Genomic DNA, 24,228 nt, shown 5'->3' on the forward strand with positions numbered 1-24,228 from the left:
TTTAATGGTTATAATAACAAAATCAGGCCAACCATTATTATATGAAAAAGAATCTTATGTATTAAGAGGAATATGGATGGATATTTATAATTCTTTGGGTCCAGGACATAAAGAAATTGTTTATGGAAATGCATTTGAACATACATTAAGAAATAATAAAATTCCATTTATTAGAGAACCAATTATTTCATTGATTTATGACGGAAAAAAGGTTGGTACTTATCGTCCTGATTTTATAACTTTTAACGAAATTATCGTTGAGTTTAAGTCTTTGAATATAATTCCCCAAGTTTTTTATAAAAAGATCTATCAGTATTTAAAAAGTTCTCAATATAAATTAGCTTTTATCGTTAATTTTGGAACAACCGAATTACAAATTATCAGACGTATTTATGACATCAAACGTCAAAAAAAATCAGTGGCATCCGCGTGCAATCCGTACAAATTCGTATTGTAAAGGCCAAAGTCTAGTTGAAATTGTCATTGCTTTAGGAATTTTCGTTATAATCACAAGTGGCATAATAACGCTGTCTTTAGGTTCTCTAATTTCCGAACGCCAAGGCGGAGAAATTACTCAAGCCACTTTTTTTATGCAACAAGGCGCTGAAGCAACGAGATCAATTCAAGATTTAGCATACAATAAATTAGCATATTATTCAGATGGCTTAACTCATGGCCTTGATAATTCTTCAGGCGTCTGGGAGTGGTCAGGATTAAATAACATTAAAGATCAATTTACCAGAACGATAAAAATAGAAGACGTAACGCGTGATACCTCTGGCAATATTGGAGCAGGAATAAATGACTTAGAAACAAAAAAAATAACCGTTTCATCAGATTGGGCATTTGCTTTAGGCCGTGCCAATCAGGTTCAATCAATTTTTTATCTTACAAATTGGAATCGAGGATTATGGGTTGAAGATACAGTTGCTGATTTTAGCGATGGCATTTTTAATGATACTTATGTATCCAATGATTTTGGCGGAGAAATAAAACTTGCAAAAAATTCAAATACAACTTGGCAATGCGGTACTCAATCAGGAACTTTAAATCTTCCTTCCGTCGTCAATGCTACAGATGTTGTTACAGTTGGCAATATTTCTTACGTTACGACTCTTAATAATACAAGTGGTGCGGAATTTTATATTATAGATGTTTTCAATCCAGCTAGTCTTTCAATACTAGGATCATTGAATATTGGCACTGCTGCAAATGGAGTTTTTGTTAGTGGCAATTACGCCTATGTCGCTACCAACAGCGATTCTCAAGAACTAATGGTTATTGACATTACTAATCCTGGCAGTTTATCAATTAATGGATCATATGATGCTGATTTCGCCAGCAATGCCAATAATGTTTTTGTTGATTCAGGCTATGCTTATCTTGTTACTAACATTAATAATTCTGGCGGACCAAACCCAGAATTCTATGTATTAGATGTTTCTACTCCAACCTCGCCTAGCTTGGAAGGTTCTTTAGATATCGGCGCAAATATTTTTTCTGCTTTTTATGATAATAATAAAGTTTATGTAAGTTCTTCTAATAATAGTGCTGAAATGAACATTGTCGATGTCTCAACAAAAAATAATCCTAACATTATTGGTTCGTACGATGCTCCATCGAGCTTTGATGGAACTGACACTTTTGCTTCTGGCAACACCGCTTATTTAACAACTAACGATAATGGCATTGGAGATGAATTTTATGTTCTAAATGTTACTAATCCTGGAAGCATAACAGTTATTGGCTCTTATAATGTTAACGGCAATGCCCTTTCTGTTTTTGTTGATCCAGGTGCTACAACAGCATTTATTGGAAACTCTCAGAGCCTTCAGCAATTTAAAGTAATAGACATCACAACTCCATCATCACCGACTTTGCTCAAATCTTTTAATGCTAATGGTAATGTTCGCAGTGTTTATTTTGCTAACAATAAAGTCTATTTAACTTCAGACAGCGGTACTCAAGAATTTCAAATTTTTCAACCAAACACTGGTAATTCCTGGGATTGTATCAAGCAAACTGGTATTTATGATAGTACTGGCCTGCAAGATGCAACTGACGTTAATGTGGTTGCAGTTAGCAACCGAGCCTATATTACTACAGTTAATAATGCTGCAGGAAATGAATTCTATATTCTTGATATTTCAACACCGTCAACGCCAACTCTGCTTGGTTCTCTTGACTTGAACGCTGATGCTAACGCTCTGTATATCAATGGCAATTACGCCTATATTGCTACGTCTAGCGATAATCAGGAATTAATGGTTGTAAACATTACGAATCCAGGATCTTTGTCTATCAATGGTTCATATGATGCCGACTCCAATGTTGATGCCACTGATGTTTTTGTCTCTGGAAATTATGCTTACTTAACTACTAAAGTAAACTCAACTGTTGGCATTAATCCAGAATTCTATATTCTTGATATTACAACTCCTACCAACCCCGCGCTAACTGGATATTTGGAGCCTGATACCAATGTAAATTCTGTTTTTTATTCCAACGATAAAGCATATCTTGCCACAATTAAAGACATTCAAGAATTAATTATTGTTGATGTAACAAACAAAGCTATTCCTGCAGTTGCTGGAATCTATGATGCGCCAACTGGGATTGATGCTTCAGCTGTCTGGGTTAATGGCAATACTGCCTATTTTGTTAGAAAAAATATGATCGGTAGCAATCCAGAATTTCAAGTTCTTGATGTTACAAATCCTGCTTCAGTTTTTGAAATTGGCAGCTTAGACCTTCAAGCAGCCGGTCTATGCATATATGTTGACAACAATCATGCCTTTGTAGGCACCTCTGCCACAGATCAAGAAGCGCAAATTATTGATATCTCTAATCCCGCAAGTCCATCTCGCATTAATTCCATTGATGCCAATGGCGATGTTAATGGAATATCCTCTGCCGTCAACGCTATTTATCTTGCGACCGCAAATAATTCTGAAGAATTTCAAATCTGGAGTCAAGTTGCAACATACCAGACATTTGGCACTTATGAATCATCAGAGTTCGGTCCAGTTTCTAATTTTAATTTAATAAAATGGACTGAAAATATTCCTTCAGTTAATGAAGATTTGCTAGTTCAAATCAAGACCGCTCCTGATAATGCTGGCGTTCCAGGAGTTTGGTATTCAAATTGGTGTGGACCGTTAGGCAAGATCGGCAATGATACCAACTTTTTTACTGATTCAAATGGCCAGATAATTAATCCAAATATGATTGGAGATAATTGGATAAAATATAAATTGACTTTAACCGGTAATGGTACTGATACTCCAGCCTTGCGAAGCCATACAGTTAATTATAAACCATAAAAACTAGTAACTAGTAATTTGTAACAGGATCCGATTTACTTATGAAACAAAAAGGCTTTACATTGATAGAGCTGATGCTCTCAATAGCAATCATTTCCATTTTTATAACTGGCTTGGCTTATTTTAGTATTGATATTTTTAAATCAAAAGCTAAGGCTTCATCTGTTGCCGAAGTTCAAGAAAATGTTCGTTTTGCTATGCAAAAAATGTCATTATATATTTTAAATTCACAAGAAGGAATTAATAATGCAGATTCGCAATTTTACCCAACCAATCCAGGAAGATTGCATGTTAATATGGGACCAGGAGCAGGGGACGATGTAATTTTTACAGTTAGCTCTAATCAAATCCAAATAACAATTGGCGCTGCATCTGCCGTACCAATTACAACTAATGAAGTAAAAATAAATACTTTAACTTTCAAGAATAATTCTAGTAATAATACTCCTGGAAATTACACCATCAATATCACAGGCCAATACAATAATTTAGGAACAAAAAAAGAATTTGATTATACTTATGATACGGAAACATCAGTGACTTTAAGGAGACCTTAAATTAATTATAAAGTTAATATTTTATGACAAGAAATATTGAATATTTAATATTAAATATTAACTATAAAAAAATATAATATTCAATATTTAATATTCAATTTATGTCAGAAAAAGGACAAATAGCTCTCATCGCAGTCTTAATTATTTCTGCCGCAGTTTTAATCGTATCGTTGGCGATCAGTTCAATTGGCGTTAATGAAACTTTAATGAGCTTTGATGATCAGCAAGGCGAGCAGTCTTTTTTGATTGCCGATTCTTGTGTTAATGAAGCATTGATGCGTTTGAAAAGAGTTAAAGCAGGAGAAGAAGCAGCTTATGTTGGAGGTACTTTGAATTTTGGTACAGATTCATGTATAATTACAGTAACTCCTCAAGTCAACAATCAAATTATTGATGTTACTTCAACTGTTAATTCAAAAATAAATCGAAAAATCCAAGTCGTTTTGCAATGGAATCCAACTTATGCTTTAACTTCTTGGCAAGAAATACAATAAAAATATGATACAACAAAAAACAACAGCTCAAGATATACAGGACAATATTTTTAAAAAAATGACTGCTGATCAAAAAATTAAATTAGGCAGTCAATTATGGAGGCTAGCAAAAGATTTAGTTGGTAATAAAATTGATTATGGAACAAACAGATCCAAGACAACTTTTAATAAACATCGTTAAAATTCTTGAAAAATTAAAAATTCCTTATTTTGTAACTGGTGGCATGGCTGTTTTAATTTGGGGAAGACCGCGATTTACCGCTGATATTGATCTCATTATTGTTTTAAAGGCAGATGACATCAACAAACTTGAAAAAGCTTTATTAGCATTTAGTAAAGCTGGTTATGTTGATAAAGAAGCCATCAAAGATGCTTTTTTTAGGCACGGAGAATTTAACTTTATTGACGGAGAAACAGGCGTAAAAGTTGATTTTTGGATTTCCAAAAATGATCAATTTGATTCATCTAGATTAAAAAGAAAAATTACTAAAAATATCTTAAACAAAAATATATATTTTTCTTCGCCAGAAGATCTGATTCTAATAAAACTTTTATGGTACAAAGAATCACCACTAAGTCGTCAGCTAGAAGATGTTGAATCTGTATTCAAGATTTCTGGTGATAAACTTGATAAAAAATATTTAAAGCAATGGGCAAGTAAATTAGGAGTCTCAGAAATATTAAAAAAAATTAAATATTAATTACAAATCTTTCATGTCATTTTTTTCCAAAAAATATTTCGGCATTGATATTTATGATAATTCAATAAAAATAATGGAATTATCAGGAAATTCTATCTCAGCAAATTTAGCAACTTACAGTAGTCTTGATTTACAGCCAGACATTGTAAAAAATGGCCAAGTTATAAATCAAAATTTATTAACGCAAGCAATTAAGCAAGCTCTTTCAAATGCAAAACCAAAAAAAATTTCGAATGTTAATTGCATTTTTGCTCTTCCGGAATCAAAATTGATTTTAACTCATATTAGAATACCAAAAAGTACAGACCCTAAAAATTTTTCGAAAACAATTTTAGAAAAAGTTCAAGAAACAATTCCTTTTCAAGCAAAAGATCTTTATTTTGATTATAAAATTGTCCTAACTTATAAAGATTATTATGAAATTCTATTTACTGGTGTTCAGAAAGGAATTCTTGATGAATTTATAACATCTTTGCAGCAAGCTGGACTAAAAGTTTCAATCGTTGATTTTGAATCAGCCTGCCTTATTAGATCATTAATTGCAAATTGCAACATGAATGATGCGTATGCTATAATTGATATAGGTGGCAGAACAACAATTGCCACTATTTATGATTTTTGCAATATTAGATTTTCCGATAATATGCCAATTGCTGGCAATGAATTTACTCAAGCCATAATTTCTAAATGGAATTTATCATTTCAAGAAGCAGAAGAATTCAAAAAAACTTATGGATTAGATCCCATGGTCGAAGAAGGCAAAGTCATGCTTGTTTTGCAAGAACCAATGCAAGAATTAATTAATTCGATTAAAAAGGATATTAATTTTTATCAAGGAAAAACTGGCCGAAAAATATCTAAAATCATTCTTTGCGGTGGATCTTCTGACATGCCAAAAATTGTTGATTATTTCTATAAAAATTTAAATATTAAAACAGAATTAGGAAATCCATTTTTAAAAATAAAAACGAATGAACAAATTAGTAGCAAAATAGATTACACAACAGTTGCTGGTTTAGCTTTACGAGGCTTAGAAAAAAAGCCAATTGAATCAGGCATTAATTTATTAAAAAATATAAAATAAAAAAATGAAAAAACCAACACAAAAAAGCCGTGTCCATCGGCAAGCAGGATTCACTCTTATCGAGTTAATCTTGGTAATTGCAATCATCATTATTATTGCAGCTGCAATTTTTGTTGCTCTTAATCCAGCAAAAAGATTAGGCGATGCTAATGATTCAAGAAGATGGAGTGATGTTAATCAAACTTTAAGCGCTGTACATCAATACGTTGTTGACAATAAAGGCGCATTTCCAAATTCAGGAACATGGACATCAGGTGTGAATTTTGTATTAGGAACAGCTGGTTCAGGTTGCAATACAACTTGCACTGCTGTTGCAACTCAGGCAGCTTGTTTGAATCTTTCTGATCTAGTCACAAATAATTATATCGGTGCTATTCCAGCTGATCCAGTTACTGGCACAGCTGCAAATACGGATTATTATGTTTCTAGAAATCCTGGAGGAATTGTTACGATTGGCGCTTGTGACCCATATAGCGCTTCTCCAATTAAGGTAATGAGATAATTATTTAATTTTAAAAAAAATGGACAAAATATCAAAAAAAGAAAAATTTCCGTTTAGCAAAATAATTATTGTTGCTTTTGTATTTGCAATTCTTGGACAAATTATTCACACAATTGGTGCAATAATTACAATGCCATATTATATTGATCCTAAATACTTCAAAATTTGGTCAATCTTAATGATGCCTCATGAAGGACCGCCACCAATCAGTTTTACGATCATCTCTTTGGCATTTGGCCTTATAAATGGATTAATTTTTGCTTCAATCTATTCCATTTTGAAAAAATGTCTACCAGGTAGTACCTTGGCAAAGAAAGGAATGTTTTTTGGACTATTAGTTTTTCTTTTGGCAGGAATTAGCATGTTTTTTACTTTAGCATTATTAATAAATTTGCCATTCGCGCTTTTAATCTATTGGGTCTTTGAATCTTTAATTTTCTACTTGGTCCTAGGATTAATAACAGCAAATATAATTAAATAGTCTTTAAGAAGTTTCAAATATAAGCTATACTTAAGTTGAAAATAAATTTATTAATAATTAAAAATCAAGTCTGTTATAAATAATTTATTTTAACAGACGAGAGGAGGTGTACTATGGAAGAAAACAAATCAAATGCTCCTATGGGAGATAGCAAAGACATTGAAGAAAACAAAATATTCGCTGTCTTGTCTTATTTAGGAGTTTTAGTAATCGTGCCATTATTGGCAAAAAAAGAAAGCAAATTTGCGATGTTTCATGCAAAGCAAGGTTTAATTTTGTTGATCGGTTGGGTAATCTCATGGCTTTTATCATTCGTTTTTATCGGTTTCATTCTCGATGTCATAATGATTGTCTTCAGTATTTGGGGAATCGTAAATGCTGCAACTGGAAAATATGCAAAATTGCCAGTGATTGGTGATTTGGCTGAAAAATTCAAATTCTAACCGTACTCGAATACTTTTTCGAATAACATCGAATTATTTTTCGAATTACATTTAAATCTGGGCGAGGTGCTAAAGCCTCGCCCTATTTAAAATCAAACAAAACTAGTTTAAATAACTTCTGCGTTTTCTGCGTTCGATTCTGCGTTATTTTGCGAAATAAACAGAATGGAATGCGCAAAACATATAAAATATACTTAACTATAAATTTATGATAAAACGTACTAAAATAGTTTGTACTATTGGTCCAGCAAGCGAGGATCAAAATATATTAGAAAAAATGGTAATTTCAGGTTTGGATGTTGCCAGGCTTAACTTTTCTCATGGAACTCATGGAAATCATTTGCAATTAATTAGTAAAATCAGAACTTTATCAAAAAAACATAATAAGCCAATTGCAATTATTCAAGATTTGCAAGGTCCAAGAGTCCGAATTGGTTTATTGAAAGAAGAAGGCATTAAATTATGTCATAGCAAAGAAATAATTTTATCATGCCAAAAAGATGCGAAATTTGTAGAAGGCGAGATAAATATAATTCCAGTTACGCATCAAAATTTATGCTCTGATGTTAAAGTTGGTCAAACTATTTTACTTGATGATGGTCAAATAATTTTAAAAGTAAAAAAAATCGAAAATCAAAATATCCATTGCTTAATTGAAAGTAATGACTGCAAACTTGTTTCGCACAAAGGCATTAATGTGCCGGAAAGCAAGCTTTCTGTGCCAACTTTGACAGAAAAAGACAAACAAGATTTGCAATTTGGGATAGAAAATAATGTTGATTTTGTTGCCTTATCTTTTGTTAGAGAATCATCTGATGTTTTAGGAGCCAAAAAAATAATTGGCGATCATAATATCAAAATAATTTCTAAAATAGAAAAAAGAGAAGCTATCAAAAATTTTGACGAGATTTTAGAAGCAAGCGATGCCATCATGGTTGCCAGAGGCGATTTAGGTATTGAAATGCCAGCTGAAGAAGTTCCAATTTTACAGAAAAAAATAATTGATAAATGTCTAAAAGCAGCTAAGCCTGTAATTGTCGCAACTCAGATGCTAGATTCAATGATTAGAAATCCAAGACCAACCAGAGCCGAAGTTTCTGATGTTGCTAATGCAGTAATTGATCATGCTGATGCAGTTATGCTTTCTGGAGAGTCAGCTTCTGGAAAATATCCTATTCAGGCAGTTGAAACAATGAACAAAATAATTTTGGAAACAGAAAAATCACATTATGATGATTTGGTTTTCAAAGATTCAATCAAAAAAATTCCGATAGATTCCGCAATTTCCGAAGTCGCCAATATTCTAGCAAAAAGCGTTGATGCCAAATTAATTTTAGCTGCGTCATTATCTGGCGATACTGGCAGAATAATTTCTCGCTATCGTCCAGAATTGCCAATTTTTGTTGCAACAGATTCAGAAAAAGTTCAGCGTCAAGTCAACCTTTCTTGGGGCACTTTTCCATTTATAATTAAGACTTGCAAAACTGTTGAAGAATTAATTGAAGTTTCAATTAATCATATCAAAGAAAATAAGATTGTCATTGTAAAAGACAAAATAATAATCATCGCTGGCGAGCCTGTTGGCAAGTCAGGCGTGAACTTAGTTGAGATTAAAGAGATTGAATAAGTCTAAAGTCTAAAATCTTAAATTAAAAATAAAGTCAAAAATTAGAAATAAAATCTAAAATAAAAAATATGACCGAAGAAAATAAATCTTTTGGCGAGAAAATGAAAGTAAGGATTTATAATCTTATTCTAAAAATTATTAAATTTACGGAATCTTTGCCCAAAAATGATGAAGTCTGTAGAGTAGCAATAAATCAATTGATCAGAAGTGGGACAAGCATTTGCGCTAATTATGTAGAAGCTACAGCCGGAACAAGTAAAAAAGATTTTTCCAATTTTTAAAGCTATTCATTAAAATCAGCAAATGAATCAAATTTTGGCTAGCTTTATTAAGAGATACGAAAAAAGGAAACAAAAAAACAATTGAAGAATTACTAAAAGAATTAATTGAAATTTCTAATATCTTAGGAGCGAGTATTGGCACAATGAAAATGAAAAAGAAATAATTATTTTTAACTTTTAACTTTACTTTTAATTTTTAATTCTATTTTAGACTTTAGACTTTAGACTAAAAACTTATGCAACATATTCTTTGGTTCAACGAAATTAATATCAAAAATGTCAACGAGGTTGGCGGTAAAAACGCATCATTGGGCGAAATGTACCAAAATTTAACTAAGCAAGGAGTCAGAATTCCAAATGGCTTTGCAATCACAGCTGATGCTTATTGGTATTTTTTAGAGTCTGCCAAAATCAAAGACAAAATTAAAGAAATATTAAAAAATTTTTCCAAAAAAGATTTAGTTGCAAAAGGCACTTTAATTCGAGGCACGATTTTGAATGCTGATTTTCCAAAAGATTTAAAACAAGAAATAATTTCTGCTTACAAAAAATTAAGTTCCGAATCAAAAAAAGAAAATGTTGATGTTGCAGTTAGATCAAGCGCAACTGCTGAAGACGCGCCAGATGCTTCTTTTGCTGGACAGCAAGAATCATATCTCAATATTAAAGGTGAAAAAGAATTATTATTAGCCTGCAAAAGATGTATTTCATCTTTATTTACCGACCGCTCAATTTCATATCGCTTAGATAAAAAAATCAGTTTATTTAATGTTGCCTTGTCAGTTGGCGTTCAAAAAATGGTTCGTTCTGACAAAGCAAGTGCTGGCGTTATGTTTACTTTAGATCCAGAATCAGGTTTTAAAAATGTTATTGTAATAAATGGAGCTTTTGGATTAGGTGAAAACGTAGTTAAAGGCCGAGTCATTCCAGATGAATTTTGCGTCCACAAAGAATTATTGAAAAAAGGTTTCAAGCCAATCGTTGGAAAAACTTTAGGCAAAAAAGAAAAAACTTTAATTTATACCGACAATCCAAATTCACCAACAATAAACATTAAACTTAGCGATGAAAAAAGAAACATTTTTGTTTTAAATGACAAAGAAATTTTGGAATTAGCAAAATTCGGTTTGGCAATTGATGAGCATTACAAAAGACCAATGGATATCGAATGGGCAAAAGATGGCAATAATAATAAATTATATATCGTTCAAGCTCGTCCAGAAACAATTCACAAAAAAGAAAATGAAAAAGTTTTTAACGAATATTATTTAGCTAAAAAAGGCAAAGTCTTATTAGAAGGCGCTGCCATTGGTTCAAAGATAGGTCAAGGAAAAGTCCAATTAATTTTAGATGTCAAAAATATTGAAGAATTTAAAGAGGGCGAAATTTTAGTTACAACAAGCACTGATCCTGATTGGGAGCCAGTAATGCGCAAAGCCAAAGCAATTATTACAGATACTGGTGGCAGGACATGTCATGCAGCAATCGTTTCACGCGAATTAGGAATTCCATGTATTGTTGGTACTAACAAAGCCACAGAAATCTTGAAAGATAATCAAGAAATCACAGTCAGTTGTGCTGAAGGGGAGATTGGAAAGATTTATCAAGGATTATTAGAAATAAAAACTCGTAAAATAGATTTAACAAATTTAAAAAAACCAAAGACAAAAATAATGATGAATGTCGGCGTGCCATTAGAGGCATTTGCGCTAACTTCAATTCCAAATGATGGCATTGGTTTGGCTCGAGAAGAATTTATAATCGCTAATTCTATAAAAATTCATCCTAAAGCATTATTAAATTTTTCAACTTTGAAAGATAAAGATGCGAAAGAAAAAATAGCCGAAATTACAAAAAATTATAAAAATAAGTCAAAATTTTTTATTGATCATTTAGCTTGGGATATGGGCAGAATTGCTGCAGCATTTTATCCAAATGATGTTATTGTTCGAACTTCAGATTTTAAGACTAATGAATACGCACAACTTTTAGGCGGAAAAGAATTTGAACCAAAAGAATCAAATCCAATGATTGGCTGGCGTGGAGCATCTCGCTATTATGATGAAAAATATAAAGATGCATTTGTTATGGAATGCGAGGCTTTAAAAAAATTGCGTGAAGAAATGGGATTTAGTAATGTAAAAATAATGATTCCTTTTTGCCGGACAGTAGATGAAGGCAAAAAAGTTTTAGCAATAATGAAAGAACATGGACTAGAACGAGGTAAAAATAAATTAGAAGTTTACGTTATGGTTGAGATTCCATCTAACGTAATTCTAGCAGATCAATTTGCCAAAATTTTTGATGGTTTTTCAATTGGCACCAATGATTTAACTCAATTAACTTTAGGAGTTGATCGCGATTCTTCACTAGTTGCCCATGTTTATGACGAAAGAAATGAGGCTGTCAAAACTTTAGTTAAACAAGTGATCAAAGTTGCTCATGAAAATAAAATAAAAATTGGCATCTGTGGTGATGCGCCATCTACATTTCCAGATTTTGCTCAATTTTTAATTGATAATAAAATTGATTCAATATCATTGTCGCCAGATGCAGTTTTTAAAACTACTTTAGAAATCCAGAAAAAAGAAAAATAATATAAATATAATATATTGTTTTGATTAAGTCAGGTTTAATACTTGACTTAATTTAATTAATATATTAATATATTTTTATTGGTTTGCACCTTTCCCGGAGCCAGCAAGAGGCTCCATCACCAGGAGGAAAAGCAGAATGGCAGCTGAGACCAAGACCCCGTCCTACGACTTCGTTCCCGCAACCTCCGCCAACGGTGGTCGGATCTTCGCAGTGGTCGAGACCACCAAGATCGCTACCCCCCATGAAGGAGGTTCGGACAAGCCGGAGAACGTGAGGCCCTGCAAGAGCAGGACGATTCACGGGCGGGGCAAGAAGCAGTAAGCTTCAGCTCTAGATTAATTGTTTTTTGTAAAATACACGTTCTTTTTTTAACCATATAGTCCGATTCGTCGGGCTCTTTTTTTGGCCTCACTCGAATGCTTTTTCGAATATTTCGAATGCCATAGTATTGTAATTTATCATTTTTCATTTATAATTTAGTTATTCGCAATGGAGAGGTCGCATAGTGGCCTAGTGCGCAGGCTTGGAAAGCTTGTATATCGAAAGATATCGAGGGTTCGACTCCCTCCCTCTCCGTCTTCGCCCGCCGAAGCTTTAGCAAAAGCGAAGGCGGGAAAGATGAGTATTTAAATTAATATCTGTTTTTTTATAATTCTTGGGCGGGCTTCGACGGACAAAGTCCGCTTCTACTGATGCTTTAGCGAAGGTGGATTCAATAATAAAAATTATAGAATTTTAAAAGTTATGTTTAGCAATACAAAAACAAAGATTAAAGAATTATCGTCTTATAATTTTTTTGCTACATTAATTGTTGTTAATGTAGTTTTTATTTTTCTTGGACTAATTTTTTATAATGGCAATTTTAATTTTTGGTCATATCCGTTTAGTTATCTCAGCGATGTCAAAACAGTTGACGGAATACAAAATAATATATCATCAATTATTTACAGTTTTGAGATGTTTACTAGTGGAATGATAATGATCAGCTTATTTTACAAATTCTACAAAAATAATTATAGAAAAAAAGATCTTTTTATTCTAATATTTACATTTCTATGTTCTTCAGGTTTTTTGATTGCATGTTTTAGTCCAGATGATTCTCGGCAATATCTTCATATCTTTGGTTCAGCTCTAGTTGTAGCTTCACTTTGGCTAATTGCTACAAAATATTTATTTAATTTAAAAAAAGATTTAAAACAATTCAAGTATTATTTTTGGCAGACAATTTTGCAATTTTCCGTTTTTTCTTATGGTCTGACATATTTATTCAGAATCGAACCTCTTGCAACAATCTTGCAAAAATTTGCCTTTCTTGGGCTTGGCCTAGCTTTACTTTATGCTACTTATTTTGAAAAAAAGTTAAAAAATAAATAAACTCTTGAAAAATCGATTATACTAAGGTACCATTGACTTAGTCGAGAAGTTAATTTTGTTATTTTTCATTTAGTTATTTAAAATTATTCTGGAGAGGTGCCTGAGCGGCCGAAAGGACTAGTCTTGAAAACTAGCGCAGCCTCACGGTTGCCGTGGGTTCGAATCCCACCCTCTCCGTCTTCGCCCGCCGTAGCTTTAGCAAAAGCGAAGGCGGGATAGCTAAGTAAAAAAGTCAATATCTGTTTTTTTGTATTTCACAGGCGGGCTTCGACGGACAAAGTCCGTTTTTTGGAGGGTGAAATAATGCATTATGTTTATATTTTAGAAACGAAATTTAACAAATTGTATATTGGATGTACTTCAGATATTAAAAAAGATTAATCCGGCATCAAAATGGTCACGTAATAGCAACAAAGAATCTCAGACCAATAAAATTAATAAGTTATATTGTTTTAAAAAATAAATATACAGCCTTTAAGCTTGAAAAATATTTTAAATCTGGATCCGGTAGAGCATTTATAAGAAAACATTTTTTTTATGAAAATCATTAAAAAAGCATGGCCAGATTTATTTAAACAAGTCAAAGCTGGTAATAAAAATTTTGATCTTCGGCTTGCTGATTTTAAAATTAAAAAAGGCGATACCTTAATTTTAAAAGAATATAATCCAAAGACAAAAAAATATACTGGCAAAGAAATTTCCAAAAAAGTAAAATTCATTTTAAAAACAAAAGACATCAAATTTTGGACTCAAAAAGAAATTAAAAAACATGGTTTTCAAATAATTTCATTTTAAAAATAAAAATAATTAACAAAAAAATTATGTTAAAAAACAAAACCGCTATTGTAACTGGCGCTGGCCAAGGAATTGGCAAGGGAATAGCTTTGGCATTAGCAAAAGAAGGCTGTAATGTTGTCGTTTCAGACATTAATCAAGAAACTTGCGAACAAGTTGTTGCAGAAATCGTAAAATTAGGAGTCCAATCTATTGCCATAAAATGTGATGTTTCAAAAAAGGCAGAAGTTGATAATCTTGCAAAAGTTGCTTCTGAAAAATTTAATCAAATCAATATTTTAGTTAACAATGCTGGTATTTTTCCGTCTATACCATTTGCCAAAATGACTGAAGCTGATTGGGACAAAGTGATAGACATTAATTTAAAGAGCATGTTTTTAACTTCCCAAGCAATATCTTCAGAAATGCCAGAAGGTGGAAAAATAGTTGATATTTCGTCGATCGCATCAATTGTTGGTTTTGAAGGATTAGTCCATTATTGTGCTTCGAAAGGTGGAGTGAATGGTATGATTAGAGCCTTAGCTCTTGAACTAGCTCCAAAAAAAATCAATGTTAATGCTGTTGCGCCAGGTATGATTAAAACTCCAGGAGCGACACAAGTAATGGATGAAAAAGCCCTGGCGCAAATGATTGCCATGGTTCCTCAAAAAAGAATTGGAACACCTGAAGATATTGCTAATGCAGTTGTCTTTTTAGCTTCTGATAAATCAGATTATATCACTGGCCAAGTAATTGTTGTCGATGGTGGCTGGACATTAAGATAATTATTGTATTTCATGTCTCACAAAGAAAAAGTTTTAGATATCATAAAACAACTTAAAAATCTTAAATCGCAAAATCAGCCAATCTCTTTTTCAAAAAAAACAGTTTCTCATTTTGTTCCATTGGCTCATACAAAAAAAGAAAAGCTTCCAAAGATAAATTTAAAATCTTTGGATTCTTTAATTAAAATTGATCCTCAAAAAAATATTGGAGTTGCTGAACCAGGCCTAACATTTTCGGAATTACTTAAAGAATCTTTGAAGCATAATTTAATTCCGGCAGTTGTTCCAGAATTAAAAACAATTACATTAGGTGGCGCAATTTCTGGTTGTTCAATAGAATCAATGTCTTACAGATATGGCGGTTTTCATGATAGCTGTTTAGAATATGAAATAATTACAAGCAACGGTGAAATTGTCACTTGTTCAAAAGAAAAAAACCAAGATATTTTTGACATGATTCATGGATCTTATGGAACATTAGGAATAATTTCAAAAATAAAGTTTAAACTTTTACCTGCAAAACCATTCGTCCATTTAACTTATAAAAAATATAATAATTTTAAAAAGTTTTGGTCTGTTTTACAAAAATATTGCCAAGAAAAACAATATGATTTTATTGACGGCATAATTTATAACAAAAATTTATTTATTTTATGTTTAGGTAATATGGTAGATGAGGCGCCATATACTTCAAGGTACGATTGGTTAAAAATATTTTATAAATCAGTTGTCAAAAAAGAGGAAGATTATTTCAAAATTTACGATTATTTTTACCGTTACGATGCTGATTGCCATTGGTTATCAAAAAAAATTCCGTTAATGGAAACACTTTTTGGCAGATTGTTTTTTGGAAAATTTGTTCTAGGTTCAACAAATTTAATAAAATTATCTAAAAAATTTGGTCCAAAAATTAATAAAGGCAAAAATCCAGATGTTGTAGTTGATGTCTTTATTCCTCATAATAATTTTCCAAAATTTTACGATTGGTATAAAACAGATTTTGATTTTTTTCCATTATGGATTGTGCCATACAAAGCTCCAAAAATTTATCCTTGGATTTCAGATGATCTAGCTAGTAAAAATGATGATGCTTTTTTCATTGATGCTGCAATTTATGGCAAGGAAAATAATGAAAAAAATATTAATTATGCTAAAATATTAGAGGACAAAGTTTTTGAACTTAATGGCATCAAGACTTTAATTTCACAAAATTATTATTCCAAAGACAGATTTTGGGAAATCTATAATCAAGAAAATTTTAATAAAGTTAAACAAAAAACGGATCCAAATAATTTGTTTAATGGTCTATATTTAAAGATGGTGAAATAAATTTTATGACAAATCCTGAAATAATAAAAGAACAGCCTGAAGAAACAAAAGAATTTCATTTCGAGGATTTGGCTAAAATTGAAGTAGCTATGACATCTTTATCTTCACAGCTCAAAGAAAAAATTGATAATCAAGAATATGATACATTGATAAGTGATGAAGTTGGCGGCAGAATTCCAACTTTAGTGTTAAGAAAGATAATAAAAACAGTAAATCCTTATCAAGATCTAAAAACTTATTTTTTGGCCAGTGGACAGCTATATTTTCCTAGGCAAGGACAAATGAACTATTATGAACTACAAAAAAAATTACAAATAATTGCTGGTAAAACAAAAAGAACATTATTAGTTACACAGTTTGTTTTTCATGGAACAACAATTAAAAAAATGGTCACAGCTTTAAAAGATTCTGGAATTGAAAATCTAGATGTTGCTGCAGTTGAATCAACCGGTTTTGAATACCAGGATAAAATAAAAGAAGTTCTTGGTCCAAATAATCAATATGTTGTTGGCGAAGTAGGTGGCAGATCAAACCTTCATGAAAAACATGAAAGATTTGCTGGAGTCAGAAAAACAAAGAAATATTCCACATTTCCTAAAAAAGCAAACGATGTATTTCAAGAGGAGGGGAGAGAAATTTCAGAAGAAGAATTTAATGAAATTTTTGGCATAAAAAAAGATGACTCAGGAAAAATAATTATAGAAAAAACATCTAATACAGAGAAAATTAAAACATATGAAAGAAGAAAACATGAGCCACTTTCAGAAGAAGAAAAACAAAAAATTCAGCAAGATATTAATTTTGCCAGAGAAGATGTTGATTTGTTGGCTGGTAATATTGTAAAAAAAGTTTGGAAAAAATAATTAAGAAATAAAAAAATCTGTCAAATAATCGGCAGATTTTTTATTTAAAATAATTTTTTTAACAAACGGACTCGACCGGATTCGAACCGGCGATCTTCGCCGTGACAGGGCGACGTGTTGGGCCTCTACACCACGAGTCCATGTTTTATAATAGCAGGGGACGGATTCGAACCGTCGACCGCCACTTTATGAGTGTGGTGCTCTAACCAACTGAGCTACCCTGCCCAAAAAAATAACAAAATTATAAATTAAAAATAACAAAATTTAGAATCGTAAATTTTTCATTTATAATTTAGTTATTTCTAATTCAATATTGCGGGGGGCGGATTTGAACCGCCGACCTTCAGGTTATGAGCCTGACGAGCTTCCAAGCTGCTCTACCCCGCGCCGTGTCCGCCGATTTATCTGCCGAAGCTTTAGCATAGGCAGAAGCTTTAGCGAAGGCGGAATACATATATTATATATTAAACAAATAAAAAAGCAAGTTAAGTACTTGCTATAGGTGCGATCGCTTGATCATGGCGTATCTCTCCATTGCTTCAACCAAGATAACAGGCAACAACTCCAGATGATCCATCCAAATGTATTCAGAAGTTCCATGAATATTCTGTGCTCCATTCCACATGTTTGGTCCAGGCAAATCTGGCAAATCCATATTCGCTATGCCAACATCTGTACCACCTCGAGCATCAAATTCTTTCATGATCATATCAAACATTGCCATCGCTTCACGCAATGGCTCCAGTACCCAAGGATGAGCCTGAATTGCATACTTGATATTTCGGTAATACTTTTTCTTGTTAGTCAAAACTTCCAAAAGTCCAGAAAAATGATCATTTGTTTTCAGATCATCTGCCAGTTTACAGAGCAGTGCTACTAGCTGTTCAGCTTCCTCTTCATCAAATGTCCTTGGAATAGAATTCACCACAACCTTTTCCGGATTTTCCATCTTCACGCTATCAACCCAGCAAAATGACTGCTTATCCTTGCTCCTCCATGGCGGTACTGTATTATGGTGAACTGCCGACACGTAATAACACGCAGCAAGCAAAGCAGGCCAGACTTGAAATTCTTTCTCGCCAGAATATTCCGAAATAATATATTCAAGACCAACATTCAAAGCATCAGCTTCTCGCGTAAAGCTCTTCAACAAATTAACACTAATGCATGCTTTGTCAAAGAAAATATCAACTTCAGATTTCACAGTTGACAAACTCTTGATCTGAATATAGAAACCAAGCTTTTTTGTGTCCAATACTTTTCTGACAAAATGCGACGCTGCATACTTGGCATCAGCCAGATTACCGCCATCTAGTCCAGGATGAGCGCTTCTTCCAGTAAAGACCAAAGACATCTTTGTATTAACTCTGTCTTTGCTAACTTTAATGCCTTTGCTTTCAAAAGTTGCTGTTACCTTATTGCCGATGAAACAACCAACATCAACGATCGGTGGTTTTCCGCCATCAACTGTCAACAAAACATCGCGGTGGCGATCGGGCAACATGTTCGCATTGAATATGCCTTGCTCTTCATCAGGAAAGAAAAGAAGCTCAATTGGTCCATGCGGATGCTCTTCTTCATCGCTCAACAATCTGGCAACTGCTTCCATAATTCCAGCCAATCCAGCTTTACAGTCAGCACCAAGCAAAGAGTCTCCACTACTTGTGATGATTCGCTGACCAAAACGATGCTCTCGATTCTTGCCATCGTCAAACAATACAACCTTTTTGCCTGTCTCTGGATCTGCGAGTGGGAGCTCAATTGGCTTGCCATCAAATCGATGAATCAACGGCTTGACATCTCCAGAAGCATCTGGAGCAGTATCAAAGTGTGCTGACAAAGTTACAACAACAGCAGCATTAAAACCAGGTGTTGCTGGAATCAAACAATCCAAAATACAAGTATCACTCAAATGCGGCTTCAGACCCATTGCTTCCAATTCAGATTTGACGAGTCTTGCCAATGTCCATTGTCCTTCGCTTGATGGTGAAGTTTCTGATTCGCAAGATTGAGTATTAATTCGAACACAGTCCAAAAAACGATTTACAACCGGTGACCACATTCCAAACATCGGATCTCTTTCGTCAACTTCGATCATCTCTCTTCCTCCTCTCTCGTTGTGACAAAGAACAACGCTCCTACCTTAGGAGCGTTATATCAGAATATAATTAAATTATAATTTCGTCAACTTATTTCGGTCCCAAAAAATATTTCAGCAATGGCAAAAAAGCATAAAAAATAAATGCTATAATTGCGACCATAATTAAATAAACTCTTAAAATTTTTGCTTCTTCTAACATTTGACCCAAAGACTAATTACATAAATCAACGTAAACAACAAAATAATTGTTGAACAGGCAAAAGTTAATAATAATTTTTCAGTAATGTCCATAACTTTAGTGATTAGTAAATAAGTAATCAGTAACTAGTAGATATCTATATTATAAATAATATTTAAAAAGATGGCAACCTTTTAAAGATAGTTAATATTTGTTAAAATAAACGAGTAGCAAGTAGAAAGCAGTATGTAGCTGGCAACTTTCTACTTTCTACATTCTACTCGCTACTAATAACAAAAATCATGTTAACATTTTTAATCATTCTTACTTCCATCCTAACCTTAATTTGCTCAGGCCTTGCTTATTATCTTATTAAGATTAATAAAAAGCTAGCGGAGCCAGAAAGCAATGAAAATGACAAAATCTTGCATGAGCGAATTGATAATTTAAATCAATATGTTTCTCAAAATTTAAATCAAACTAACAAATCAATTTCCGAAAATTTAAATCAAGTCACAAAAACAATGCTTGCTCAAATTAGTTCTCAAACTAGTCAGCTAAATGCCAGGTTAAATGATCAGACAGGTCAGCTTAATGAAAGATTAAAAGAAAATAGCGAGCTAATCCAAAAATCTCAAGGCAATGTTGGCTCGCGTCTTGATAATGCTGCCAAAGTTGTAAGTTCTGTTCAATCAAAATTAGCCCAAATGGAAGAATCCAACAAAAAGATTTTTGAAGTTGGCAAAGATATTAGGGGATTGCAAGAAATTTTGAAAGCTCCAAAATTAAGAGGCTCTTTGGGAGAATTATTTTTGGGCGATTTATTATCTCAGACTTTTTCTAAAAATCATTATCAAGAACAATACATGTTTAAATCTGGTGAAAAAGTTGATGCTGTTATCAAATTAAAAGATAATATGCTTGTTCCAATTGATGCTAAATTTCCTTTAGAAAATTTTCACAAAATGATTAATTTAGCCAAGAATGATCAAGAGAGAAAACAATATAAAAAAATGTTTAAAGATGATGTCAAAAAACATATTACTGCAATTTCCAAAAAATATATTTTACCTGATGAAGGCACAATTGATTATGCTTTGATGTATATTCCAGCAGAAAATGTTTATTATGAAACAATAATCAGAGACGAAGATGAAAATAATTTAGTTAATTTTGCTTATACGAAAAAAGTTTTTCCAGTCTCACCAAATTCATTATATATTTATGTCCAAGCAATTTTGCTTGGCTTAAAAGGCATGCAAATTGAAGAAGGAGCTAAAGAAATTTTGCATAATTTAAAAAGACTGCAAGGCGATTTTTCAAGATTTGGCGAGGAATTCAAAGTCTTAGGCAGTCACTTAAATAATGCAACAAAAAAATATAATGAAAGTGATAAAAGATTAGGCAAGTTTAATGATAAATTAGCTGAGATAAATTATGATGTTACAAACAAACCAGAAAAATTAGTTGAAACAAAAGCTTTGCCAATCAAACCAGAAGTTGCAGTACCTGTCAGTACACAAGAAAGTATAAATTTATATAATTAAAATGATCACTGCAATAATTTTTGACATGAATGGGGTAATAATAAATGATGAAGCCATTCATGAATTAGCTTTTAAAGAAGTTTGTAAAAAATACAATATTATTTTAACGTCTCAAGGCTACAAGGATTTATGCATGGGCAAAACTGATGAGCAAGGTTTTATTGAAATAATTAAAAAATACAAATTAGATAATGTTAAAATAAGTAATTTAGTTGAACAAAAATCAACAAAATATTTAGAATTAATTCCAAAAAATATCAAAAGTTATCCAGGAGTTATTGATCTAATAAAAAAACTTCATAAAAAATTTATTTTAGCTTTAGCATCTAGTTCTAGTCGCCAAGAAATTGAAATGGTTTTGAATTATTTTAAAATTAAAAAATTATTTAAAATAATTATTAGCGCTGATGATATTTCAAAAAGCAAGCCAGACCCAGAACCTTATCTTTTAACTACCAAAAAAATTAACCAAAAACCAGAAAATTGTTTAGTTATTGAAGATTCAAAAAGTGGAATAATGTCAGCAAAAAGAGCTGGTATGAAATGTATTGCCATAACAACAACACATAATGAAAAAGAATTAGTCGGTGCTGATGTTATCATAAATAAATTTTCAGAAATTACCGAAAAAATGATTCAAAATGTTTAAAAAATAGCAATTTCTACCCAGCTTTAGCTGAGGGGTGTTGGAGCTTTAGCTCCAGCGAACGAATAGGGCTAAAGCCCTGCGACCCCTTGGCTAAAGCCAGGTAGAAAATAAATAAAATCTTATGCCCGAAAAACCACAAATAGAATTACAAGATATTCAACAAAATCCTGAACAAAAATCTGAAACAGGTTTAGAAATTGTAAAAACTCCAGAATCAGAACAATTTGTTGAACATGTCAATGAAATTCATGAAGCAGTACAACGTGATAGGAAAGTTACATATGGCCAAGTTGCAGATTTAAGAAAAGATTTAGAAGGATTTAAATTAGATGTTTGTGGCGAGCAAATGACTTTGGCAGAAATCAGAGAAATTCCAGATTTCGGATATAATTATGAAATTTGGAAATCTATAATGGAAGGAAATATTTTTTTACATAACCAAGTTACTGGTCTTATTCCTAACGTAACTCGAAAGTTAGTTGATGAAAATAATAAAAAAAACGAAAAGATCAGTAATCAGGATGATTGGAAAGCTTTATATTTTGATTCTTTAAAAAAAATTTCACCTAAGATAGCAAAGGAATTTAGAAGTCTTAAGTCAGGAATCTATTTGAGTACATTTACAGAACTTTCCGATGAAGTTATATTCGAGTTGTCCCATTCAGCTAGTTTATTTATTTCTTTAAGTCATCTAGTATCATTATCTGATCAGCAAGCAGAATATTTGTCTCAATTTCAAGGTAGGCTCAATTTAAACGGTGTCAATTCTTTATCGGACAATGCTGCGCGATTTATCGGGCAACGTGGTTCTTATACTTGGTTAGATAGTCTAGTCCATATCTCTGATAATGGATTGAAATTTTTAGGTAAAGGGAGAATCGATCTATCTCCAGAGTTGGGAAAAAGATTAAAGAAATTAAAAGCTGAACAAAATGCTTAAAGATTTTAACTTACAATAACGCCAAGCCGTCATAAAAAATAAATTAAAATTATGTCCGAAAAACCACCAATAGAATTAAAAGATATCGCCCAAGAATCAGAACCAAAATCTGAAACAGGTTTAGAAATTGTTGAAACTCCAGCATCAAAACAATTTGTTGAACATGCCAATGAAATTCATGAAGCAATAGAACATGATAAAAAAATTACATATGGCCAAGTTGCAGATTTAAGAAAAGATTTAGAGCAATTTAAATTTGATGTATGTGGTGAGCAAATGACTATTGCAGAAATAAAACAAATACCAGATTTTCAACATAATTATGAAATTTGGAAAAAAATAATGTCTGGAGAATTAATTAGTCGATGGAGCCAAAATGAAGAAGATCTTACTTATCTTTTGCCAAAGGTGGCACAAGTTCTAGTTGAAGAATATAATAAAAAAAATGAAGAAACTTTCAAAATACATGATTATGGCGTTGAAGATCTTATGGACTTAAAGCTAAGCAACATCAAAAGAATCACTCCTGATACAATAAAAAATTTTAAAGATTTTAAAGCTAATATTTTTTTAGATGGTTTGACCGAAATATCTGACGAATCAATGCTCGAATTATCAAAATCTTCAAGTTACCTTATTTCATTATCAAGCTTAACGTCTTTATCGGACAAACAAGCAGAATATTTATCTCAATTCAATGGCGGTAGATTATACTTAAATAGTATAAAATCACTTTCAGATTATGCTGCAAATAAATTTGCGCACAGCAAAGTTACGTACGTATTATTAAGAGGTGTAGAAACTATTTCCGATTCTGCTCTTTTGCAGTTAGAAGGAACAAAAGTTGTTCTATCTGATACACAAAAAGAAAGGCTAAAAAGTTTAAAAGCCAAACAAAATGCTTCAAGATCTTAATCTAGAACAAACGCCAAGCCGTCATAAAAAATAAATTAAAACTATGCCAGAACAACCATCGCAAGTAGAATTAAAAGATATTCAACAAACGAAAGAAACAGAATCTGAAACAGGTTTAGAAATTGTTAAAACTCCTGAATCAGAACAATTTGTTGAACATGCCAATGAAATTCATGAAGCAATGCAAGCTGATGGGAAAATAACTGCTGGCCAAGTTGCAGATTTAAGAAAAGATTTAGAAGGATTAAAATATGATTTTTACGGAGAACAATTATCAATTGCCGAAATCAGGCAAATCCCAGATCTTCAACATAATTTAAAAATTTGGCAAGAAATTTCTAATGGAAAATTTCGTAATTATAAGGAATTAACTTATTTAACTCCAGAAATTGCTCAGAAAATTGTTTATCCCGCCTCAATCAAAAGAGTCGGTCACGCACCTATTCCACTTATCGATTTTCCACCCAGAGATTTATATTTAAACAACTTAAAAACATTATCTGTCGAATCGGCAAGGATATTGTTGAGGAGATTGTCAACAGGTGATCGAATACTTTCTCTTCAAGGTTTAGTAGATTTCCCTGAAGAAGAATTAGGATTATTAGATGATCCAAATATTCATTTGTCCCGAGAGCTTACATTAAAGTTGATTGAAAAAAAAGAAGAGATGGGTTTAATTTAA

24 protein-coding genes and 5 tRNA genes are annotated in these 24,228 nt (G+C 32.2%); 25 read left to right on the forward strand and 4 right to left on the reverse strand.

Features of this window, described 5'->3' with window-relative positions; genetic code table 11:
* Window positions 1-4: 4 nt before the first annotated feature.
* The 20 genes from WC663_01335 to WC663_01430 all read left to right on the forward strand — a co-directional run bounded on the left by WC663_01335 (window position 5) and on the right by WC663_01430 (window position 17,216).
* Window positions 5-457 (forward strand): GxxExxY protein, encoded by a 453-nt coding sequence (locus tag WC663_01335; protein ID MFA6295975.1) that lies wholly within the window; start codon window positions 5-7, stop codon window positions 455-457.
* The gene (locus tag WC663_01340) at window positions 393-3,323 is read left to right on the forward strand and encodes a hypothetical protein (GenBank protein MFA6295976.1); all 2,931 of its coding nucleotides are present in this window, start codon (window positions 393-395) and stop codon (window positions 3,321-3,323) included. The genes WC663_01335 and WC663_01340 overlap by 65 nt, the downstream gene beginning before the upstream one ends.
* A 41-nt stretch (window positions 3,324-3,364) precedes the next feature.
* Window positions 3,365-3,880 carry a type II secretion system protein gene (locus tag WC663_01345; protein MFA6295977.1) on the forward strand — a complete coding sequence of 172 codons (516 nt, stop codon included), beginning with the start codon at window positions 3,365-3,367 and terminating at the stop codon, window positions 3,878-3,880.
* A 101-nt stretch (window positions 3,881-3,981) separates the two neighbouring features.
* A complete protein-coding gene (locus WC663_01350) occupies window positions 3,982-4,374 on the forward strand; it encodes a hypothetical protein (protein MFA6295978.1) in 393 nt (130 codons plus the stop codon).
* 4 nt (window positions 4,375-4,378) lie between these two features.
* A complete protein-coding gene (locus WC663_01355; GenBank protein ID MFA6295979.1) occupies window positions 4,379-4,555 on the forward strand; it encodes a hypothetical protein in 177 nt (58 codons plus the stop codon).
* Window positions 4,512-5,075 (forward strand): nucleotidyl transferase AbiEii/AbiGii toxin family protein, encoded by a 564-nt coding sequence (locus tag WC663_01360; protein ID MFA6295980.1) that lies wholly within the window; start codon window positions 4,512-4,514, stop codon window positions 5,073-5,075. The genes WC663_01355 and WC663_01360 overlap by 44 nt, the downstream gene beginning before the upstream one ends.
* Window positions 5,076-5,088: 13 nt before the next feature.
* Window positions 5,089-6,159, forward strand: a complete 1,071-nt coding sequence (gene pilM / locus WC663_01365) for a type IV pilus assembly protein PilM (GenBank protein MFA6295981.1) — start codon at window positions 5,089-5,091, stop codon at window positions 6,157-6,159.
* Window positions 6,160-6,163: 4 nt separating this feature from the next.
* Window positions 6,164-6,661: a prepilin-type N-terminal cleavage/methylation domain-containing protein gene (locus WC663_01370; GenBank protein MFA6295982.1), complete on the forward strand. Its 498-nt coding sequence runs from the start codon at window positions 6,164-6,166 to the stop codon at window positions 6,659-6,661.
* A 19-nt stretch (window positions 6,662-6,680) separates the two neighbouring features.
* Entirely contained in the window at window positions 6,681-7,142 is a 462-nt protein-coding gene (locus tag WC663_01375; GenBank protein ID MFA6295983.1) for a hypothetical protein, read from the forward strand.
* Between the two features lie 113 nt (window positions 7,143-7,255).
* On the forward strand, window positions 7,256-7,585 hold the full coding sequence (locus WC663_01380) for a hypothetical protein (protein ID MFA6295984.1): 330 nt from the start codon (window positions 7,256-7,258) through the stop codon (window positions 7,583-7,585).
* Between the two features lie 208 nt (window positions 7,586-7,793).
* Window positions 7,794-9,212, forward strand: coding sequence for a pyruvate kinase (gene pyk, locus WC663_01385; GenBank protein MFA6295985.1), 1,419 nt, complete (start codon window positions 7,794-7,796; stop codon window positions 9,210-9,212).
* A 68-nt stretch (window positions 9,213-9,280) separates the two neighbouring features.
* On the forward strand, window positions 9,281-9,493 hold the full coding sequence (locus tag WC663_01390) for a four helix bundle protein (protein ID MFA6295986.1): 213 nt from the start codon (window positions 9,281-9,283) through the stop codon (window positions 9,491-9,493).
* Between the two features lie 236 nt (window positions 9,494-9,729).
* Window positions 9,730-12,090 carry a phosphoenolpyruvate synthase gene (ppsA, locus tag WC663_01395; protein ID MFA6295987.1) on the forward strand — a complete coding sequence of 787 codons (2,361 nt, stop codon included), beginning with the start codon at window positions 9,730-9,732 and terminating at the stop codon, window positions 12,088-12,090.
* Between the two features lie 492 nt (window positions 12,091-12,582).
* Window positions 12,583-12,667, forward strand: a tRNA-Ser gene (locus WC663_01400).
* Between the two features lie 168 nt (window positions 12,668-12,835).
* The gene (locus WC663_01405; GenBank protein MFA6295988.1) at window positions 12,836-13,465 is read left to right on the forward strand and encodes a hypothetical protein; all 630 of its coding nucleotides are present in this window, start codon (window positions 12,836-12,838) and stop codon (window positions 13,463-13,465) included.
* A 90-nt stretch (window positions 13,466-13,555) separates the two neighbouring features.
* A tRNA-Ser gene (locus WC663_01410) sits at window positions 13,556-13,642 on the forward strand.
* Window positions 13,643-14,002: 360 nt separating this feature from the next.
* On the forward strand, window positions 14,003-14,260 hold the full coding sequence (locus WC663_01415) for a DUF3850 domain-containing protein (protein ID MFA6295989.1): 258 nt from the start codon (window positions 14,003-14,005) through the stop codon (window positions 14,258-14,260).
* Between the two features lie 26 nt (window positions 14,261-14,286).
* Window positions 14,287-15,024, forward strand: a complete 738-nt coding sequence (locus WC663_01420; GenBank protein ID MFA6295990.1) for an SDR family NAD(P)-dependent oxidoreductase — start codon at window positions 14,287-14,289, stop codon at window positions 15,022-15,024.
* A gap of 12 nt (window positions 15,025-15,036) precedes the next feature.
* A complete protein-coding gene (locus WC663_01425; GenBank protein MFA6295991.1) occupies window positions 15,037-16,353 on the forward strand; it encodes an FAD-binding oxidoreductase in 1,317 nt (438 codons plus the stop codon).
* A gap of 5 nt (window positions 16,354-16,358) precedes the next feature.
* The gene (locus tag WC663_01430; protein MFA6295992.1) at window positions 16,359-17,216 is read left to right on the forward strand and encodes a hypothetical protein; all 858 of its coding nucleotides are present in this window, start codon (window positions 16,359-16,361) and stop codon (window positions 17,214-17,216) included.
* A gap of 66 nt (window positions 17,217-17,282) precedes the next feature.
* Here the strand turns inward: WC663_01430 and WC663_01435 are convergent.
* From WC663_01435 to WC663_01450, 4 genes are all read right to left on the reverse strand, one after another.
* Window positions 17,283-17,356, reverse strand: a tRNA-Asp gene (locus WC663_01435).
* 11 nt (window positions 17,357-17,367) lie between these two features.
* Window positions 17,368-17,441, reverse strand: a tRNA-Met gene (locus WC663_01440).
* Window positions 17,442-17,529: 88 nt separating this feature from the next.
* Window positions 17,530-17,603, reverse strand: a tRNA-Met gene (locus WC663_01445).
* Between the two features lie 109 nt (window positions 17,604-17,712).
* The gene (locus WC663_01450; protein MFA6295993.1) at window positions 17,713-19,314 is read right to left on the reverse strand and encodes a M20/M25/M40 family metallo-hydrolase; all 1,602 of its coding nucleotides are present in this window, start codon (window positions 19,312-19,314) and stop codon (window positions 17,713-17,715) included.
* A 483-nt stretch (window positions 19,315-19,797) separates the two neighbouring features.
* On the opposite strand from WC663_01450, the gene WC663_01455 reads away from it, so the two are divergent.
* The 5 genes from WC663_01455 (at window position 19,798) to WC663_01475 (ending at window position 24,228) form a co-directional block, all read left to right on the forward strand.
* A complete protein-coding gene (locus WC663_01455; protein MFA6295994.1) occupies window positions 19,798-21,042 on the forward strand; it encodes a DNA recombination protein RmuC in 1,245 nt (414 codons plus the stop codon).
* Window position 21,043: 1 nt separating this feature from the next.
* On the forward strand, window positions 21,044-21,691 hold the full coding sequence (locus WC663_01460; protein MFA6295995.1) for an HAD family phosphatase: 648 nt from the start codon (window positions 21,044-21,046) through the stop codon (window positions 21,689-21,691).
* Between the two features lie 121 nt (window positions 21,692-21,812).
* Entirely contained in the window at window positions 21,813-22,631 is an 819-nt protein-coding gene (locus WC663_01465; GenBank protein ID MFA6295996.1) for a hypothetical protein, read from the forward strand.
* Window positions 22,632-22,682: 51 nt separating this feature from the next.
* A complete protein-coding gene (locus WC663_01470; protein ID MFA6295997.1) occupies window positions 22,683-23,546 on the forward strand; it encodes a hypothetical protein in 864 nt (287 codons plus the stop codon).
* A gap of 43 nt (window positions 23,547-23,589) precedes the next feature.
* Window positions 23,590-24,228, forward strand: coding sequence for a hypothetical protein (locus WC663_01475; GenBank protein MFA6295998.1), 639 nt, complete (start codon window positions 23,590-23,592; stop codon window positions 24,226-24,228).

This window comes from Patescibacteria group bacterium (assembly GCA_041662665.1).
GTDB lineage: Bacteria > Patescibacteriota > JABMPQ01 > JABMPQ01 > JAQVVF01 > JAQVVF01.